The sequence below is a fragment of the Streptococcus sanguinis genome (assembly GCF_050225395.1).
In the GTDB taxonomy this organism is placed as follows: Bacteria; Bacillota; Bacilli; order Lactobacillales; family Streptococcaceae; genus Streptococcus.
The window spans coordinates 1,859,457-1,879,043 of record NZ_CP071431.1; the positions used below are offsets into that span (position 1 = coordinate 1,859,457).

19 protein-coding genes and 1 pseudogene are annotated in these 19,587 nt (G+C 45.6%); all 20 read right to left on the reverse strand.

The window, feature by feature from the left end; translation table 11 throughout:
- Nucleotides 1–11: 11 nt before the first annotated feature.
- The gene (alr, locus tag J1C81_RS09035) at nt 12–1,118 is read right to left on the reverse strand and encodes an alanine racemase (protein ID WP_023915816.1); all 1,107 of its coding nucleotides are present in this window, start codon (nt 1,116–1,118) and stop codon (nt 12–14) included.
- Nucleotides 1,108–1,470 (reverse strand): holo-ACP synthase, encoded by a 363-nt coding sequence (gene acpS / locus J1C81_RS09040; RefSeq protein WP_002896329.1) that lies wholly within the window; start codon nt 1,468–1,470, stop codon nt 1,108–1,110. The genes alr and acpS overlap by 11 nt, the downstream gene beginning before the upstream one ends.
- Before the next feature lie 107 nt (nt 1,471–1,577).
- The gene (locus J1C81_RS09045; protein WP_002915809.1) at nt 1,578–2,609 is read right to left on the reverse strand and encodes a 3-deoxy-7-phosphoheptulonate synthase; all 1,032 of its coding nucleotides are present in this window, start codon (nt 2,607–2,609) and stop codon (nt 1,578–1,580) included.
- Complete coding sequence (locus J1C81_RS09050; protein ID WP_002915811.1) at nt 2,596–3,642, reverse strand: 3-deoxy-7-phosphoheptulonate synthase; 1,047 nt, start codon at nt 3,640–3,642, stop codon at nt 2,596–2,598. The genes J1C81_RS09045 and J1C81_RS09050 overlap by 14 nt, the downstream gene beginning before the upstream one ends.
- Before the next feature lie 20 nt (nt 3,643–3,662).
- On the reverse strand, nt 3,663–6,182 hold the full coding sequence (gene secA, locus J1C81_RS09055; RefSeq protein ID WP_002901055.1) for a preprotein translocase subunit SecA: 2,520 nt from the start codon (nt 6,180–6,182) through the stop codon (nt 3,663–3,665).
- 289 nt (nt 6,183–6,471) lie between these two features.
- Complete coding sequence (locus tag J1C81_RS09060; protein WP_032909761.1) at nt 6,472–7,671, reverse strand: acetate/propionate family kinase; 1,200 nt, start codon at nt 7,669–7,671, stop codon at nt 6,472–6,474.
- Nucleotides 7,672–7,805: 134 nt separating this feature from the next.
- Nucleotides 7,806–8,519, reverse strand: coding sequence for an MIP/aquaporin family protein (locus J1C81_RS09065; RefSeq protein WP_002907132.1), 714 nt, complete (start codon nt 8,517–8,519; stop codon nt 7,806–7,808).
- Nucleotides 8,520–8,707: 188 nt separating this feature from the next.
- On the reverse strand, nt 8,708–9,241 hold the full coding sequence (locus J1C81_RS09070; RefSeq protein WP_002915817.1) for a GlcG/HbpS family heme-binding protein: 534 nt from the start codon (nt 9,239–9,241) through the stop codon (nt 8,708–8,710).
- A gap of 58 nt (nt 9,242–9,299) precedes the next feature.
- A complete protein-coding gene (locus J1C81_RS09075; protein WP_002915819.1) occupies nt 9,300–9,680 on the reverse strand; it encodes a glycerol dehydratase reactivase beta/small subunit family protein in 381 nt (126 codons plus the stop codon).
- Nucleotides 9,661–11,517, reverse strand: a complete 1,857-nt coding sequence (locus J1C81_RS09080) for a diol dehydratase reactivase subunit alpha (RefSeq protein WP_002915821.1) — start codon at nt 11,515–11,517, stop codon at nt 9,661–9,663. The genes J1C81_RS09075 and J1C81_RS09080 overlap by 20 nt, the downstream gene beginning before the upstream one ends.
- Before the next feature lie 98 nt (nt 11,518–11,615).
- Entirely contained in the window at nt 11,616–12,131 is a 516-nt protein-coding gene (locus tag J1C81_RS09085) for a diol dehydratase small subunit (protein ID WP_002896345.1), read from the reverse strand.
- Between the two features lie 30 nt (nt 12,132–12,161).
- Nucleotides 12,162–12,830, reverse strand: coding sequence for a propanediol/glycerol family dehydratase medium subunit (locus tag J1C81_RS09090; RefSeq protein ID WP_002915822.1), 669 nt, complete (start codon nt 12,828–12,830; stop codon nt 12,162–12,164).
- An 11-nt stretch (nt 12,831–12,841) separates the two neighbouring features.
- The gene (locus J1C81_RS09095; RefSeq protein ID WP_002896348.1) at nt 12,842–14,503 is read right to left on the reverse strand and encodes a propanediol/glycerol family dehydratase large subunit; all 1,662 of its coding nucleotides are present in this window, start codon (nt 14,501–14,503) and stop codon (nt 12,842–12,844) included.
- A 21-nt stretch (nt 14,504–14,524) separates the two neighbouring features.
- Nucleotides 14,525–15,235 (reverse strand): annotated as a pseudogene (gene pduB / locus J1C81_RS09100) (propanediol utilization microcompartment protein PduB); the annotation flags it as partial.
- Nucleotides 15,236–15,668: 433 nt separating this feature from the next.
- Nucleotides 15,669–16,118 (reverse strand): cupin domain-containing protein, encoded by a 450-nt coding sequence (locus J1C81_RS09105; RefSeq protein ID WP_002896350.1) that lies wholly within the window; start codon nt 16,116–16,118, stop codon nt 15,669–15,671.
- 17 nt (nt 16,119–16,135) lie between these two features.
- Entirely contained in the window at nt 16,136–17,230 is a 1,095-nt protein-coding gene (locus J1C81_RS09110; RefSeq protein WP_002896353.1) for an ethanolamine utilization protein EutH, read from the reverse strand.
- Between the two features lie 16 nt (nt 17,231–17,246).
- Nucleotides 17,247–17,528 (reverse strand): EutN/CcmL family microcompartment protein, encoded by a 282-nt coding sequence (locus J1C81_RS09115; RefSeq protein ID WP_002896356.1) that lies wholly within the window; start codon nt 17,526–17,528, stop codon nt 17,247–17,249.
- A 14-nt stretch (nt 17,529–17,542) separates the two neighbouring features.
- Complete coding sequence (locus J1C81_RS09120) at nt 17,543–18,190, reverse strand: hypothetical protein (RefSeq protein ID WP_002915823.1); 648 nt, start codon at nt 18,188–18,190, stop codon at nt 17,543–17,545.
- 31 nt (nt 18,191–18,221) lie between these two features.
- Complete coding sequence (gene eutD / locus J1C81_RS09125) at nt 18,222–18,848, reverse strand: ethanolamine utilization phosphate acetyltransferase EutD (protein ID WP_002896361.1); 627 nt, start codon at nt 18,846–18,848, stop codon at nt 18,222–18,224.
- 23 nt (nt 18,849–18,871) lie between these two features.
- On the reverse strand, nt 18,872–19,513 hold the full coding sequence (locus tag J1C81_RS09130; protein WP_002915824.1) for a hypothetical protein: 642 nt from the start codon (nt 19,511–19,513) through the stop codon (nt 18,872–18,874).
- Between the last annotated feature and the right edge of the window lie 74 nt (nt 19,514–19,587).

Here is a 19,587-nt window from a genome sequence, read left to right on the forward strand (position 1 = left end):
CATTAATCTTCTTAGTCTTTATAGACCCTCGGTACACGGTCGCTAATCAGGCAAACCACCTCATAGTTAATGGTGCCACGCTTTTCTGCCACATCTGTCGCCGTAATGGTCTCCGCACCGCTATTTCCAATCAACACAACCGAAGTGCCAAGGGGATAAGCCTGAGGCAGGCACACTGTAATTTGGTCCATGGAAACGCGGCCGACAATAGGGCAGCGCTGACCATCAATCAAGACATCAAAGCCCTGCATATCGCGTGTCCAGCCATCCGCATAACCCAAAGGAATGGTGCCAATCCACTCTTGAGACTTGCTAGTGTAGGTGGCTCCATAGCCAACATCTGCTCCAGCCTCGACTTCCTTGACATGCACCAATTCTGAGACCAGCGACAGAGCTGACTTGAATTCATAAGGAAGTGCCAAGACTCTTCCGCTGGGGTTGAGACCATAGATGATATCCCCCAGCCGAACTGCATTTAGAACGGTCTCTCTGTGCCAGAGAGAGGTGGCGGAATTACTAGCGTGGACAAGAGAGGGAACATTGTCCAGCTCAGATAAGATCTGATGAAAACGAGCCAGCTGGGCTTCAAACTTATGGTGCTCCGCTTCATCTGCCGTTGCAAAATGGGTAAAAATTCCCTCCGCGACAGCCCCAGCAACCTGCAAGCGGTGGATTGCCTCCTGAGCTTCCTGACTATCTCGAAAACCAATCCGCCCCATACCAGAGTCAATCTTGATATGAAAATTCAATCCAGTCAAGTCTTCTTCAGCGTCTAAGGCTAGATCCAGCCAATCCAAACTGGCTACGGTCAGAGACACCTTTCCTTTTCTAGCCAGCGGGAGCGCAGCCAGATCTGACACTCCTAGCACCAGAATTTTTTTGCCAATACCCGCTGAGCGCAGCTCCAAGGCTTCATCGATATTAGACACACAAAATCCATCTACGAGGGGCTCAATATGCCTAGAAACCTCAATAGCTCCATGACCATAAGCATTGGCTTTAACGACAGCCCACTTTTCAGTCGTCTGAGGCAGATGGGCACTCAGTTGTCTAATATTAAAAGCAATGGCAGCTAAATCAATCACTGCCTTGCTGGGTCTATGCAGACTAGCTTTCATCATTTTCCTCCAAAATAACGCTGGCCGTAACTAGGCCAGCAGCATGGCTCAGCGAAATCCAAACCTTGCCAGTAAAAGGTGACCTGCTGAAATAAGGCGCTCCCTGACGGTCGTTTAAAATCTCCAAGTCCTGAAACCTGAGTTTACCGATACCGGTTCCCCAAGCTTTAGAAAAAGCCTCCTTGGCAGCCCAACGGCCAGCTAGAAATTCGATTTTCCGCTTACCGGATAACTCCTCAAAACGAGAAAGCTCCGCCTCGGTCAGCACCTTCTTTGCAAAGCGGGCATTTTTCAGATAGGCTCGCTCAATGGCAGCCAGTTCTTCTATGTCAATTCCGTGTCCTTTTATCATATCATTCTCTGGAAAGGCGACAAAACTCAGCTGGGCAGCCAGCTGAGTTCGTCTTCACCCGACAGTTAGTCCTCTTTACAGGTCAAGACTGTCCCTTTCAATTTTCCTTATTTATCTAAAGTGTTGTAAATTTCTTCAATGAGCTGAACAGTATTGTCCCAGCCCAGGCAAGGGTCGGTGATGGATTTACCAAAAACTTCCGGCTCATTTTGCCGGCCGTCTTCCAGATAAGACTCAATCATAAAACCACGAACCGCTCTCTTAATCTTTTCATTCCAATCCCGATTCAGCAAGGTCTGACGCACAATCCTAATCTGTTCCAGATACTGCTTGCCAGAGTTATCGTGATTGGTGTCAATGACAATGAAGGGATTCTCCAAGCCCATCTTTTCGTAGTAGGAAATGGCTTCCAGCATATTCTCATAGTAGAAATTTGGGATATTTTTACCGTATTCATTGGTAGCCCCACGCAGAATAACATGAGCCAAAGGATTCCCAGAGGTTTCTACTTCCTGACCATGAAAAAGGAAAGTCTGCTTATTTTGTGCTGCATAGACAGCATTAAACATAACCCCCAGATTGCCAGAAGTTGGATTTTTCATGCCGACTGGAGCGTCAATGCCTGATGCCACAAAGCGGTGCTCCTGGTCTTCAACTGAGCGAGCTCCCACAGCATGATAGCTGACCAAGTCGTCTACCAGCACAAGATTGGACGGATAGAGCATCTCATCAGCCGTCGTCAGACCAGTCTCTGTAATGACACGGTAGTGCAGCTGACGAACAGCCTGCAAACCATTGATAAGACTAGGAGCTTTAGAAGTATCTGGCTGGTGAACCAAGCCCTTATAGCCATCCCCATTGGTCCGCGGCTTAGCAGTATAGACGCGCATGACGATAAAAATCTTATCTGCGACCTTCTTCTGCAGCTCTGACAAACGGCGGGAATACTCCAGCACAGCCTCTTCATTGTCTGATGAGCAAGGACCAATCACCAAGAGAATACGCTCGTCTTCCCCACTGAGAATCTCAGCTAGTTCTTGGTCTCGCTTGTTTTTATGAGTCAAGGCCTGACCAGTCAGTCTGGTTCTGGACTTAATCTGCTCAATGTCAATCTTCTGACCTTTTTCAATAAATGCCATACCATTTTCCTAATGTATCATAAATTTCACGAACCAGCTGTTCTGTATTTGCCCAGCCCAGACAAGGGTCAGTAATGGACTTGCCAAAGACTTCCGGCTCGTCCTGACGACCGTCTTCCAGGTAAGACTCAATCATAAAGCCCCGTACGGTAGCCTTAATCTTTTCATTCCAGTCTCGGTTAATCAGAGTCTGGCGAACGATACGGACCTGCTCCAGATACTGCTTACCAGAGTTATCATGATTGGTGTCAATGATGATAAAGGGATTTTCTAAGCCCATTTTTTCATACTGGGCAATGGTGTCCAGCAGGTTATCATAATAGTAGTTGGGAATATTCTTACCGTATTCATTCAGAGCACCGCGCAAGATTGCATGCGCCAAGGGATTGCCAGATGTTTCTACTTCCTTACCAGCGAATAGGAAACTCTGCTTGTTCTGAGCTGCATAGATGCCGTTAAACATGACATTGAGATTGCCAGAAGTCGGATTTTTCAAGCCAGTCGGCAGATCCGCTCCACTAGCTACAAAGCGATGCTGCTGGTCTTCGACCGAGCGAGCTCCTACAGCCATGTAAGAAATTAAATCATCTACCAGAGGCAGATTTTCTGGATAGAGCATCTCATCAGCTGTGGTCATGCCTGTCTCGGAAATAACCCGATAGTGCAGATTGCGGACTGCCTTGATGCCGTTAATCAGACTTGGAGCGGCAGTCGCATTGGGCTGATGAATAAGCCCTTTATAGCCATCTCCGTTCGTCCGAGGCTTAGCAGTATAAACCCGCATGACCATGAAAATGCGGTCTTTTACTTCTTCTTGGAGAGCAGATAGACGCTTGGCATACTCTAGCACCGCTTCTTCGTTATCTGAAGAGCAGGGACCGATAACCAAGAGAATGCGGTCATCTTGACCACGCAGAATTGCTTCCAACTCTCGGTCACGCTTTTCCTTGCGAGCTAACATGTCGCCTTCTAGCTTAGCAAGTTGGCGAACTTCTGCCACATCAATGGGTTGACTAGTTGCTTTAAAGGTCATCTATTCTCCTTCTTTTATGTTTACTTTTTACGGCCGTGACAGTTCTTGAATTTCTTGCCAGAACCACATGGACAAGGGTCATTTCTCTTTACGTTAGACAGGTCTACATTCTCAGGCATATTTGGCGCCTTGGCAGAGATATTGCGGGTAGCTGTGGTATTGATAGCCCGATCTGTCCGAGGACGCTCTTGCTCATGAATCTGTGCTTTCATCATCAGACGAGTTACATCAAACTCAATAGAGCCAATCATGTCATTGAACATACGGAAGCTTTCTGCTTGGTATTCGACAACTGGATTGTTCTGAGCATAGCCACGCAGTCCAACAGCATTGCGCAGCTGGTCAAGGGCGTCGATATGGTCAGTCCACTTGCTGTCCACCACGCGCAGAATCAAGACCTTCTGGAATTCACGCACCGCTTCTTCATCTCGCAGCTTAGCAATCTGACTGTCGTAGACTTCCAATGCACGTTCAAACAGATAATCTTTGATTTCTTGGTCAGACTTGCCTTCCAAATCGCTATCAGAAATAGAATCTTCTGAAACCAAGTTATACTTAGCAAAGTTTAAAATTGCTTCAATCTTATCATCCTGATCAGAGTGGCTGCTTCCATCAACGATGCGGTTGATCGTCCGTTTAATCATAGCATGGATTTCAGGACTGAGGTCACGGTCAGCAGTAATGACATCGTGGCGCTCAGCATAAATAATTTCCCGCTGCTCACGCATCACGTCATCATACTGCAAGACTTGTTTCCGCGTATCGTAGTTATTTCCTTCGACACGCTTCTGAGCTGCCTCTACCTGACGGGTCAGCATGCCAGACTTGATAACAGAATCTTCGTCACTAAGGTTCATCCGATCCAAGAGGGCTTTAATGCGCTCTGAGCCAAAGCGACGCATCAGCTCATCTTCCAGTGACAGGTAGAATTGTGACTCACCTGGATCACCCTGACGGCCTGAACGTCCGCGCAGCTGATTGTCAATCCGGCGGCTTTCATGGCGTTCTGTACCGATAACGCAGAGACCGCCCAATTCGCGAACACCTTCACCCAACTTGATGTCGGTTCCCCGTCCGGCCATATTGGTCGCAATAGTAACCGCTCCACGTTGGCCGGCGTTCATGATAATTTGCGCCTCTTTATAGTGGTTTTTCGCATTAAGAACTTCGTGAGGAACCCCAGCTTCTACCAATTTCTTAGAAATATAATCACTGGTTTCAACCGCAACGGTACCAACCAGAACTGGCTGGCCTTTTTCATGACGCTCTTTAACATCCTGAACAACTGCCTTAAACTTAGAATCAATACTTGGGTAGAGCAGGTCAGAATGGTCAATACGTGCTACCGGACGGTTAGTTGGAATTGGAATAACACGAATGTTGTATGTTTCGCGGAACTCTTCTTCCTCTGTCTTAGCTGTACCTGTCATGCCGGACAACTTCTTATACATACGGAAGAGGTTCTGATAAGTGATAGAAGCAGAAGTCTTTGTTTCTTCCTGAATCGGCACACCTTCTTTGGCTTCAATCGCTTGGTGGAGACCGTCGGAGTAACGACGTCCCTCCATTGTCCGACCGGTAAACTGATCGACAATCAGAATTTCCTGATCTTCACTAACCACATAGTCAATGTCAAGGAGCATGATGTAGTTAGCTCGCAGGGCATTGTCGATAAAGTGAGTCAGGGCAACATTTTCAATATCATAGAGATTGTCCAGCTTGAAGTAGCTTTCTGCCTTGTCAATCCCTGAATCAGACAGACCAATCGTCTTAGACTGAACATCGATGATGTAGTCGTCCTTATCCAGAGATTTGACATAGTGGTCAGCCATATGATAAAGCTGGTTGGTATCTGAAGAAACCGGTCCTGAAACAATCAGCGGTGTCCGAGCTTCGTCAATCAGGATTGAGTCCACCTCATCGACCAAGGCATAGTTGAGTGGGCGCTGTACCATGTTTTCAGCGCGGACTACCATGTTATCACGCAGGTAGTCAAAGCCGATCTCAGCATTGGTTGAATAGGTAATGTCGCAAGCATATGCTTCTTTCTTCTCAGATGGAGACTTAGCTGCCAGATTGATACCGACAGAAAGGCCAAGCCAAGAATAGAGTTCACCCATTTCAGTCGCATCACGCTCAGTCAGGTATTCGTTGACTGTGACAACGTGCACTCCTTTACCTGCAAGGGCATTTAAGTAAACTGGCATCGTCGCAGTCAAGGTTTTTCCTTCACCGGTACGCATCTCTGGAACGTCACCATGATGGAGAACGATTCCTCCCATAACCTGTACCTTATAAGGGAAAAGACCCAACACTCGCTTAGCTCCTTCACGGACAACTGCAAATGCTTCAAATAAGAGCTGATCTAAAGTTTCACCATCAGCATAGCGTTTCTTAAATTCTTCTGTTTTTGCCTGAAGTTCTTCATCAGACAAAGCTGCCATTTCGTCTTCATAAGCCAAGACCTTATCAGCCATTTTTTCTAATTTTCTTAATTCACCTTTATCATTTTCAATGATAGTCTTTAAAATATTCGCCATTTTTTTCCTTACTATATAATAATCTTTCTGATTTTTAGAATGTTCTTTTCATTATAGCATGTTTTCCTATATCTTTCAAGAATGAAAAAAGCAAAAAAGCTCCATCAGACTGTGCTTACAGAACCGGGAGATAGCAGGAGATTAGAGGATAAAAAAGAAAAGGCAGAGGTTTTACTCTGTCTTTTCGAGTCCAAACAGCACAAGGATAAACAAGTGTTTTTTCTTTTTGATAAAGAGACCTTTTTCCGATAGTGTCTAACACTCCTTGGACATTCTACCGCTCTTTCGGCTACTTAAAATCCAACAAGTGCATGGTGTCTTGGGCAATCATCAGTTCTTCGTTGGTTGGAAGAATGAGAATTTTAGCCTGCGACTGGGAATTTTGAATAAAGAGCTGACCTTGCTCGTTAGCTGCCTGATTTAAAGAAAGTCCTAAGCAATTGAGCTTTTGAACGACCAAGCTGCGGATCAAGGCTGAATTCTCCCCGATTCCAGCGGTAAAGACCAAGGCATCCAGACCATCTAAATCTGTGATGTAGCTTGCAATAGTCTGAGCGATACGGTTGACAAACATATTAACTGCTAGACTAGCTTTTTCATCGCCTCTGTCACAAGCCTCCAAAACATCTCTTAAATCATTGCTGAGTTGGGAGATGGCCAGCAGACCGGATTCTTTATTGAGGACATCGCTTAATTGCTGGGCTGATAATTTTTCCTGTTCTAGCAAAAAAGGAAGAATCATGGGATCTATGTCACCCGAGCGGGAGCCCATCATCAGGCCAGCTAAGGGGGTAAAGCCCATTGAAGTATTGACAGACTGACCATTTTTAATGGCGCAGATACTAGCACCATTGCCCAAATGGCAGTTGATAATCTTCAAATGCTCCGCAGCTTCTCCTTGCCCTTCCCAAATCTCCTTTACCTTTTGAGCAATATACTTGTGACTCGTTCCATGGAAACCATACTTTCTCAAACCGTATTTATGATAGTAATCCCAGGAAAGAGGATAGAGATAATAGGCTTCTGAAAGGCTTTGATGAAAGGCTGTATCAAACACAGCCACTTGTCCTGTTTCTGGCAGCGCCTTTTGGAAAGCTCGAATCCCTACCAAGTTGACAGGGTTATGGCTAGGAGCTAAGAAGGACAGCTTCTCAATGATGGATAGCACTTGCTCGTCTATCAAAGCAGAATCATCAAAGGATTCTCCGCCATGGGCTACGCGATGACCGACTCCATCTATCTCGTCCAGAGATGCAATCAGCTTCCGCTCCAAAAGAAAGTTCAGCAGGTAATCCACGGCAAATTGATGCGAAGGAATGGCCAGCAGTTCCTTTTCTTTTTGACCTTCAAATTCAATCTTAAAAATACCTTCCTTTAAGCCAATCTTTTCAAAAATTCCTTTCACCAAAAGGCTTTCATCAGGCATACTGAGCAGTTGAAATTTTAATGACGAACTGCCCGCATTAATCGCAAAAATTTTTTTAGACATATTTTTCTCCTGAGCAATGAAAACAGTGATTTTTCCAAATAATCTTTTTTTGAAAACTGAAACTTTCCATTGCTGCTTGTTAGATAAATAAGCTAGCTTCAAATGGTCGGCTAGCTTATTTACTATTTTGTATATTACATAGCATTGACTGCCAAGACAGCCAAGACAGCGCCGATAGTCGGTCCTACAATTGGCACCCAAGCATAAGCCCAGTTTGCATCTCCTTTATTCGGAACTGGTAAGAGGGCATAAGCAAGGCGCGGACCGAAGTCCCGGGCTGGGTTGAGGGCAAAACCTGTCGTCGAACCCAAAGACAAGCCGACCGCCATAATGAGGAAGCCAACTAAGAGTGGAGTGAGTCCAGGCGTGATTTCGCCGTGCGTTATCATCAAAAGTGCAAAGATGAAGAAGAAAGTCGCAACGATTTCGCTGAGCAGATTAAATGCTGGATTCTGGATGGCTGGTCCAGTAGCAAATACGCCAACTGAGTTGCCTTCTTCTGCCTTGGTTTCTTTGAAATGGGGATAGTAGAAGAGCACCACAATAGCTGCTCCGACAAAGGCTCCGAGAATCTGAGCAATGATATAGCCCACCACTTGCTCCCAAGGGAAGATGCCTCCTACCGCAAAAGCAATGGTGACAGCTGGGTTAAGGTGACCGCCAGTATTATAAAATCCTGCCGTATAGACACCCAAGGTCACTGCCAAGCCCCAGCCAAATACAACGGTAAACCAGTTGGGAGAGAAACCTTTTGCGAGACTCTTATTAAGACTGATAGACGCTCCGATTCCATTCCCAAAAACCATCAGAACCATGGTGCCTAAAAATTCACCTAGATATTTTTCCATACTCCATACTCCTTCATTTCGAAATAGTTTATACTCTCTCCTCTATATTGCTTCTACAGCGCAATATAGATTCTAAGAAAGTATAAGAGAAATATGCTCGTAAAATAGGAGAAAATCCCTAGCTCCAAAGCATGGATTGCAAGTGGTATCCTCTCCTCTGATATTATTTAATTAGCTAGCTGGCTTATCTACAGCCCTACAGCATACTCAGCAATGGACTGGTCTTCTTCAGAACTTCCTCCGCTGACGCCGATACCGCCAATCATCTCTGACTGGCAATAAATCGGAATGCCACCTGCTAAACTAACGACCTTATTGTCAGTCATCGTTTCCAGCTGGTAGAGCCACTGGCCAGGCTGAGTTAAAGGTGCTAGATCCTTGGACTGCATCCTCATGCCAACAGCTGTGTAAGCTTTCTTATAAGCCATATCGTTACTCACTAACAAGGCATTTTCCATACGATAGGTCATCACGACTTGTGCTGCTGGATCAACCACCGTTATCACGACAGCTAGTCCCAGCTCTTCAGCCTTGCGTCTGGCCCTTGTTACCAATTCCCAGGCATCTTGATAGATATTTGTGAAAAGAACAGGCTCTTTATCCAGTAAGGTTTGGCATCTGGCAAGGACTTTTTGGATGATGATGTCCTGCAATTCTGAGTTTCCTTCCCAGCTTGATAATTCTGGACTATCAAGCTCGTCTCTCTCTCTATCTCTAGCCATCCATTTCACCTCTTTTCAGTAGTTGATACGGACATCTTTTTGAATTGATCGGAACAAGTCAAAAAGATGCTTCTAACAGGTCAGATTTTTTAAACGGGACTCCCTTGACCAGACGCGCTGCATTTGAGCCAAACAGGCGCAAGACGTGGTCTGGTATAGCGGAATAATCTTTGATACGATAGATAAATTTTTCAAGCGGCAAGTTACGATAATGGAGGACTGCGTCTCGCCCGTCACAGGCAATTCCTACTAAAAGCTGGGATTGAGTTGCAGCCACATGCGCTAGTGATACAGGATCACTAACTTCATCTGGGCTGACCAGACTAAAAGGAATACCTTCCTCTTCGATACCGTAGCCGATTTGGGCCACCTTATCCGCAGGAGCATTGTCCGTAGCTATAAGTCTAATGGTTGGCTTTCTAGTATAAGCTAATTCCATAGCCGGCCCCCCATTTCTCTCTGACATAGGTCAAAATCAGTCCGGTCGCTACTGCATTTCGAGGCCCTACCAAGCCACGCACATTGCCTCGACCAGCTACAATGGCATTCTGAGAGAGGGCTTCGGTCACTAGCTGAGGTATTTCAAAGTCCAAAGCTGAGCCACCCACGATAACAACGAAAGGAATGTCTCGAATATTTTGAGTGGGACTGACACGCTTGAGAGCTCGCACCGCATTGGTAACAAAGACTCTTTCCTTGGCAGACTGCCGAACGAGTTTGATTTTCTCAATAGAGTAGTCTCCGTCATCAATAGGAACAAATTCATCATTTTCCTTGACGATGACGACTCTGGCAAACAAATCTCCAGACAACGGCTTATCAAAAAATTGAACAGTGCCGTCTTCATGCCGGATATGGAAAAGACTTTCTACCTTGGCCAGAGGATATCGTTTGATGTCCTCTGCAAGATGATGATTTTCCAGTCCCAACTCCGAATTGATCAGCATGGTTACCATATCACCGGCACCGGCTAGATGGACAGCCAAGATTTGACCCCTGCTATCGATAATGGAAGCATCTGTCGAGCCTGCTCCTAAGTCCAAAATAGCCAAGGGGCGATCCGTCCCTGGTGTAGTCAGAGCCCCGAGGATAGCTGATTCAGCTTCTGCTCCACCGATTTCTACAGTGATACCCAGCTCACGTTCGACTTCTTGGGCAATGATGGACATTTGCAGCTTGTCGGAATTTACCATAGAAGCAATGCCGACAGCCTGCTCCATAGAAAATTCTCCAGCCACACCACCGCGCACAGAAATCGGAGCAAAAGTATTGACGGCCAGTAAGTCACGGATATAAATGTCGGAAGGCTCTTTCTCGGTCAGGTCAGCCATAGTTTGGCGCACCTTCTCTAGCATGCCACCAACATTGGTTCCCGCTTCTCCGACAACATTGCTAATCTCGCCAGCATAGACAATTTTCTCCATAATCTCATCGGCGCCCTTGGAAATATCCACCTTTAAGGTATGCTCCTTGCCGATAATTTGGATACTGCCTGCTGGAATCGTCCGAGCCTGAACGTCGCCTGCTGGTGTCTTAATCACGACAGCTGAGCGGTTGCCAATGAGGGCACGGGCAATGGGAACGATGCTTTTCGTCTCTTCTGCACTCAAGCCGAAAACCGTCGCAATCCCATAGGGATTGGATAATTGGGAAATCACCTTTCCTTGCTCTACCACTTCAACAGCAGCTTGCATTCCCAAAGGAACCTTGTCAATAAAGAGAATCTCATCCACGATTGGAATCTTCTGGCTAATGCGGTTATTGACCAGAACCCCATCATCCGCCTGCAGAATGGCAGCAGTAATCTGATAACCCTTAGCTAGATAGGCATTGATCAGCTGGGCAACCAAGTCAAAATCAATAATCTTTGGCACTACCACGATGTATTTCCCATCAATCGGATGATGAACCAAGTCGAGAATATCCACTGTCAGTCCGATCCCCAGACCCAGACCGCCTGGAGTACGGGGATTATGGCCAATCATGGTAGACTCAGTAATAACTGTCTCTGTGATGGTTTCCATGGCAACATCGCCGATGACAGGCGTCGCTTCATTGATCCGAATCAAATCAATTTGTCCCAACTCAAGCGGTGTTTGCTCCATCAATTTCCTCAGAGATTGATAAATCCCATGGACGTTTTCCTTGGTCCCCTTGATGCCTGTTGTATCCGCAATGGCTGAGGCAAGAAAGTGAATGCTTCCATCATCTTGCACTTCAGCTAAGGCAGACTCGGTCGAAGAATTTCCTATGTCTACTCCAATGATTCGTTTCACATTTTCACCTCCACCAAAATTAGGCTATTTTGAGCAGCATTTATAAAAGCAGTGACAACAAGCTTTTTTCAACCTAAAATAGCCTTGATAAAACCGGATTAGTTGTCGCCTTTCAACTTCTTGCGGCGCTCATAATTTTCAGCAGCTTCTCTGACAAAGCCCGCACAGATAACAGCTCCATATTGGTTTTCCAATTCATTGGCAATGTCCAATAATTCCTGTTTGGAAGACCGGTAAGGACGCAGGGCATTGTAGATTTCCAGCACACGCGCATCCGGAACCTTGGTCAGTTCCGCAGCCCGAGAAAAGTTATACTGGATTGCTTCGCGGCCGGCATTCTTAGCAATTTCACCTTGCTTGATCAAAATCTCTGGCTTAATCCGCAAATCCTCTGCTGTTACATAGCCAGACAAGATATTTTCCAGTGTAATATCTTCGAATTTCTTATCCTGACCAACCTTTATCCAGTCTGGGTGTTTTTTAGAAATAGGATAATCAGCCGCTGTCGCTTCATCAGAACTGACAGGACGACTGGTTGCTCCTTGACTAGCTGAGCCGCTGTCGCTTAGCTCGGCTAATATTTGTTTTACTAATGTTTCTACTGATTCACTCATTCTGATTTCTCCTTGTAGACATCATATGCATTAAATCACCTGACATTCATCAGCTGGTTTTCCTCTTTTAACCAGTTTCGTTTCCTTGATATGCAGCAAGGCTGAGTAGGCCTGGTACTTAGGACGAGCCATTTGGTCGTTAAGGGTTGGCACCGGATTTGGTGTTTCACCCTTAGCATACTTAGCAGCATTTTTACCAATCAAACGATAGGTTTCAGGAGTTAACAAAGGTGCCTGCGGGAAGAGTTCCAGATTACTGAGCGGTGGCAAATCACGTTGGTGAATAACCGTTGTTCCCTTAGACTGAACACCGATAGAAATGCCAGAACCAGACAGGTGGTCTCCTTCTACCGCTACAAAGGCAACGTCAGAAGAACGATAGACCTTGACAATGCGAGCCTTGAGCCCTTCTTCTTCGATACCAGCCACCAGCTGACGCAGTACTTCCGTATGAGGAATGTCCACCATCGTCTTCACCTGCTGTTCTCCAAAGGCAGGTCCAACTGCAATAACGACTTCATCCGTTGATTGACTAGGCTTAGCCACACCAACTGTACGGATGACAGCTTTTTCATTGGACACAGGCTTTGTGGCAGGCTTTTCGCTTGTTGCAGCAGCTGTTTCGTTGGTATTGGCGCTCATTTCTTTCATCACTTCTGCAATAATGGAGCGCAGTAAAGTTTCATTTATCTCTGTCATCTTAGCTCCTCCTATACATCACGCGGGTCAATCGCTTTAGGAATGTCTTTGACTTTTTCCCATTCTTCACCGACCAGACGATGGCCTGTACCGACACCAACATAGTCATTCGGTGAATTCACCGCTGAAATAACATTCCAATCTCGATCAAAGATAGCAGATGTTTGCAGGAAATCCCCTGCTACACGTTGCTTGAACAAATTGAGCAGCTCATTGGCAACTTCTGGGAAGCCATTATTAGCCAAGGCTTTGATCAAATCGGCTCCTTGAACGCCGCGTTCCAGAATACCTTGAGCAGCCTTGATGTCTTCAACCTTATCCCGCTCTGGCATATCTTTAGAGCCATGAGCATAGGTCGCTGCTTCGACTTCTTCATCGGTAATCGGCGGCAGGCCCAAGCCCTTGAAAAGAGCTTGCATAACGCGTGCCGCCTTGTTCCGAACCTTCACAACTTCCTCTTCACGTACAGGACGAAGACCACCGTCTACCCGCAGGTCACGTTGCAGGACATTGTAGTCGTCAAAGTCTTCCGCATCCCAGTTAGAGCCGGCAAACATATTGTCATAGTTTGGCGTAGCAGAGTAGCCAGAGTTGATAAAGTCTGTACCTGGCGCAAACTGCATCAAAGTCCGAACGGAGCGACGTAAGTCTGAGTGAGTAAAGGTTTGGTCATTTGATGAAGCACATTCCAAGTCCAGCATGCTGGCAATCAAGTTTTCAGCAACGACCGCCCGAATACCACTCGGAACAGCTGCTGGAATACCGATACAGCTTACCGATCCATTCTGAGTTCCTTGAACCCCAGCTGCTTTTGTTACGTAGAGACAGCGAGCTTCCAGATAGAGCATGGACTTGCCTTCGGCTTGTCCCATCTGCACTTCAGACCCTGTACCGGAAGTGAAGCGCATCTTGAGTCCACGAGAGGCATAGGCGGAAGCCAGAAAGGCCTTGGACCAAGGTGTATCATCTCCATCAGTGAAGACATCTTCTGTACCATAAACAGAGATGGTCTCAGCATAGGCCGTAAAGCCACGCATACCAAATTCTAGTTCTGTCGCTTCTTCCAAGGAGCACTGAGTCAGTACCCCAGGACGGCCCACTTGGGAGCCAATCATCAGAGACAGGGCATTAAAAGGAGCGTAACGCACTACGGCAACCGTTGTTTCCTGCTCTGCAAAACCACGCAGAGCTCCTTCAGCTGCATCTGCAGCAATCTGAACTGGATTATCATTGACATTAGTGACGTGGGCTTGAGTAGCTGTTTGCTTACGGGTCCGCATCTTTTGCAGACACATCATGATTTCCACGACATTCATCTGATTGACTACTTCAATGATTTTAGCCGGAGTCATGGCCTTGGTCAGCTTGATGATTTCTGTCCGAGGCACATTCGGTGTCAATATTTTATTGGCAATCTCTCGTGAGTCCATCTGAATAACTTCTTCAGCGCGGCTCAAGTCAATCCCGTAGTTGGCAATGAACTGGTCAATCAGGTCAAATTCTTCTTTTGGTTTGCCGTCTAACTCAACCACTTTCCCATTTTGAATCTTGATACTGGGTTTAGGATCATTGGGGCTTTCCATAGCCACTAAACCTTCTTCAACCCATTCTTTTACAAATCCATCTTGGTTGATAGGGCGTTCGCTTAATACTTCAAAACGTTTGGATCTCATACCGTTTCCTCCCTCTCACTCTTAAATGTAAGATGGCTGTGAGTTGGTTGGCTCGTCACCCATACTGCCTAAAAGTGCCAGTCCAACTTCACGCGCTGAGATAACTGATTGTCTAACTGCTCCAGAATCCCCACTGATAAAGAGGATGGCTTCGTTTGAGTGGCTGGTGCCACCATTTCCTGGAGAAGCATAGCCGACAACAGTAACGTTGGCAGCCTTGACAGCTGTATCTGCCATGACAACACCAATGGCTGCAGGTGCTCCGACAATCAAGCCAAAGGCACGGCCGTATTCAGCACCAAAGGCAGTCTGGCAAGCATAGCTAGCACGCGCAGTATATTGGAGTTCAATATGCCCTGCATCATTAGCATAAACATCACCAAAGGTTCGATCCACTTCCTTCAAGGTTACTTCCACAGCTCGTCTGACATCTGATACATCTTCACCACCGAAGATAATCAAACTTCCGTGTCCAGCACCGCCCTTGGTATCACGAGGCAGTTCGATTTTAACAATTTCTGTATTGGTTGCTTTGACCGCTTCATCTGCGGCCATAATATGAGGACCTGCACCGGTACGAGCACCGACCACACCGATTGAGCGATAGCTCTTTTCTAGCTTCATAGCATCCAGCACCTGCTGGTCCACATTGGCAATGACAAGTCCAATTGTATCGCCTATCGGATTAACACCGACAAATTCTGTAATATTGCATTTGTTTTCCATAAGACAACTCCTTTCGCTGACACATTTTTTGAAGCGCTTACATTTTTAGGAAATAGAGAAATCAGATAAGGGGAGCACCATAACTATGCACCTCTTTCTGATTCTATTTTTTTACTTTTTGGGGGTCAAAAGAATAGATTATTCTAAGGTTTTCTGTTAAAATGAGTATGGTTGTTTTTTATAAAGGAAAAAATTCTGCATTCTCAAAAAGGGCCTAACCAACTTTTTTAGGAATGCCAAGCTAAGCCTACAAGAAATATACTTGACAGGCCTTTCCCTTCAGAAATAACAATCGCAGAGACAGATAACAGATGATAAACTTTTCACAGGGTTGCTCATCTTCTATCTGTTTTTTTATTTTCCTTCATTACAGAATGGCAGGACAGCAGGCCGCTGTCCTGCCATTCTAGTAAATCTGATAGTTCAATCCTCCAACAAACTAGCCTTGCCAGTCAGCCGGATAAGTCACATAGATAAAGCGGGCCTTATCTCTGACAGAGAACTGAATGTCGCTGCCTTTAGGGATAAAGAGTACTTCGCCAGGGCCAGCTGTCATGACTTCGTCACCAACGATAATATCAAGACGCCCTTCAATAACATAGTCCACTTCATCATAGTCCAGATGCCAAGGGAAAGTTGTCTTTTCCATGGTCATCAGACCCAAGCCCAATCTTGGGCTTTCATCTAAGGTCAGCAAATCTCGTGTATAAACTTGATGGCTCGCATCACCTGTATCCAAGCGATCTTCTGGACGAACATCCAGACCAGGCAGGGCGATAGAAGCTACGCCTGCCTTGCTGACTTTCTTCCCACCATCTTTAGTGGCTAATTCTTCCAATAAAATCTTACGAACCAATGTTTCTAGGTCAGAACGATTAATATCTGCCATACTTCATACCTCCAAGTCTAAGCTTCCTTCTTCGTTAGGAAGAAAGCCAGTAATACCGCTGTGATACCGCCGACAAATTTACCAATCATCATCGGCACAATCATTTCCGGTTTTTGACCGGCTGTAAAGCCTAGGTGATCTCCGATAACGAAGGAAGCAGATACAGCAAAGGCTACGTTGATAATCTTACCGCGTTTGTCCATATCCTTCATCATCTGGAACATGGCAATGTTATTAGCCAAAGAAGCTACCAAACCAGCTGCACCAACTTCGTTCATTCCTAGGGATTTTCCGATAGCAGAAAGCGGTTTGTTGGCTACCTTGGTAAAGACAGCTACCAGACCAAAGGCTCCAGCCAAGGTTACGGCAATCGTTCCGACAACTTCAAAGGCTTCCTTCAGTGTCTCAGCACCTTTTGGATAGAGGCTGATGAGCCATTCATTTCCAGTCAGAAGCTGAGCTGCACCAAAAGCCAAACCGAGCGTTGCCAAGATAACAATAATCTGACCAAACACTTCAAAACCTTTAATCATGGCATTAGGTGCCAAAAGCAATCCTATGAAAATCAGAGCAGATACAATGATAATCGGGATAAGATTGACAACCAAGGTTCCAAAAGGCAGACCTGGCACGAAAATTCCTCCAAGGAGACAGCCAATCGGAACAGTTACCAAACCGTATAGGATTCCGCGAGCCAAAAGCGGACGGTCATCTTTTTCAATAATACCCAAGGCAACTGGAATCGTAAAGACGATGGTTGGCCCCATCATAGAGCCCAGTACAAAGGCAGCGAAATTTCCTACTGCTGGATCCTGAGCCAGACTGAGAGCCAGAGGAGCTCCTCCCATATCATTGGCAATGAAGGTTGTCGCAAAGATAGACGGGTCAGCGCCCACCAAGCCATACAAAGGCACGACAATTGGTTTCAAGACATCCGCCAAGAGGGGAGCGATTACCATAATCCCAGCCATAGACAGAGCCAAAGCTCCCATAGCCATGATTCCTTCTTCAAATTTTTCACTTAGTCCTAGTTTGCCACCGATACATTTATCCACTGCACCGATCAGCATGAATAGAACCATGATATAAATGATAATTTCATTGATACTCATAACATTACCTTAGTTTCTAATATTCTTCATCACTGTGATAGTCAACCTTGTCAATGATAGCCACAACGACCATATCCACAGGGATATTCGTCTTATTTAGGCTCATCCGGGCAGAACTGCCAGTGGTTACCATTACTTGGTCTCCTTCGCCTGCACCGATGCAGTCGGCCACAATAAGCAGAGCTGGGTCACTTTGATGTTCATTTAGCTGCCGTTCGACCACTAAAAATTTCAAACCATTTAAATTTTCGTCTTTTCTAGTCGCCCAAAGGCTTCCTTTTACTTTACCAACAAACATCTCTACCCACTCCTTTATTCTATGATTTCTATTTTTTGACGTTTTAGATAATCTCTCGCCAAGGCTGTCACAATCATTCCTTTTTCTATTTTAAAGTTTCCATTTTCAGGTAAGCCCATTTCTCTCAGCCTCTTCTCTGTAAGCAAAACCGGCTTGCTCGGAGCCTTAGTCTTCTGGCTGACTTCTTCTGCCACCGCCCGTTTCACTTCCGGGCGAGGCTCTTCAGCCTGATCGCTTTCTAGGAGTGCTAAGAGTTGGCCTTCTTTATAAAATTGCAGACCGTAGCGAATCAGCTTTTCTCGCTGTCCCTGCAGTTCCTGATACAAGTACACTTTAGAAGATTGCTTGTACTGCTGAATAGCAAAGGCGCTGTCTGATACGAGGACTTTTTTGCCTTTCAAAAGACTCTTTAAAATGACTGCTTCCTCCACCGCTAAAGGGCAAAGGGATGAGAGTCTTAGAAAAGCATCAAAACCAAGCGACTCAACAACAACAATCTCTGCTGTGCAAGAATCTTTTACGACTTGAAAGCCTTCCCCTTCTAATAAGTCAGGAATCTTATCGCCTCCAATGACGTATACTGAGGGTTTCTGAGGCTTTTTCTTCAACTTTTCCATCAGGCGGTCTGTAATCAAATCTACCAAATGATCTAGATTTTCCATTCTTTACCTACCTTTTATTTGCTCATAGGACTTATTTTTTAATAATCCGTCCGCGTGTTCCTTTTTTGAAACCACAAGCATTGGCTTCATCGTAGTCAATATGCATATAAGTCGCAAACTTGGGACTAACACGGATAACCACATCGTCAAAAATCAGCGGACGAGCACCTTCTACTCTGACTTGTACAATCTCGTGATTTTTTACATTCAGACGTTCGGCATCTTCCGGTGTCATATGAACATGACGCTTAGCTACAATCAGGCCCTTATCCAGACAAACTGCCTTGTCCCCATGAGCCAAGATGACACCCGGTGTTCCTTCGATATCACCACTTTCGCGAATGGGAGCCTTGGTGCCCAGCTGCAAACAATCGGTCAGGGAAACTTCTACCTGAGAATGTTTGCGAACAGGCCCCAGAATAACCACATTGTGAAAAGCGCCTTTTGGACCGACAACTGTCAGCCTTTCTTGACTAGCGAACTGGCCTGGCTGTGATAGGTCTTTTGCTTTTGTTAATTGATAGTTGGGACCAAACAAGGCTTCCAAATCTTCCTGACTCAAATGGACATGACGTCCGCTCGCCTCTACCTCAAATGACCCCTGCAATTCTTCCTGAACTTTATCAATTACTTTATTTACCAAATTTTCTAAAGTCATTGCTGTTCTTCTTTCTCTTGTTATTAGCTTGCTATCAACCAGAGCAAGACTTCAATTGATTTTAATAATTGAGAAACCTTACAAGCAAATTGATCTCTGTCACCATCAGCAGCCTGCTCCAATTCTTTGCGCAGGAGGGTCGTTTCGATATATGTTTCATAGCAATTCAGCTGCCAAGTCGGCTCCTGATAACTCATCATAACCGTTTCTTGATCGAGCTGTCGACTGACCCGAATGGCCTGCAATTCTGCATTGCTAGGCAGGTCTGTCTGGTAATCAGAAATATCATCCAGAATATGCTGGCCAACGATTTGTTCTACTATATTCAATAGTTGGCCAACTTGCTCACACTTTTCATCCTGAAAAGCCTGATGCAATTCTCTCTGGTTCTTCAAAAAGCAAGTATAAAGTTTAGTCAGTCTAAATAGTCGTGGATACACAGCAGAGTCCTCAAGGTTTGTAATCGGCACCCTGATAGCATCAGCAGCTGAGTCTGTTTTCCCTTTGGTCTGACCTGAACAGATAATTCGAATATGGTGATCATTGAGAAAACCTCTGGCTGCTGGCGTCAGTTTTTCATCTTTGTTTAATTCAAAGACACCGTTATCAGCGAGAACGGATTCTCTATAAAGCTTTCTGATCTTAGCTTCTGTAAAAACTGACATGTATTCACATCCTTCTACTCCGTTGATACTCTGTGAAAATCAATCTGATACTCTTCGAAAATCAAGATTTTCGT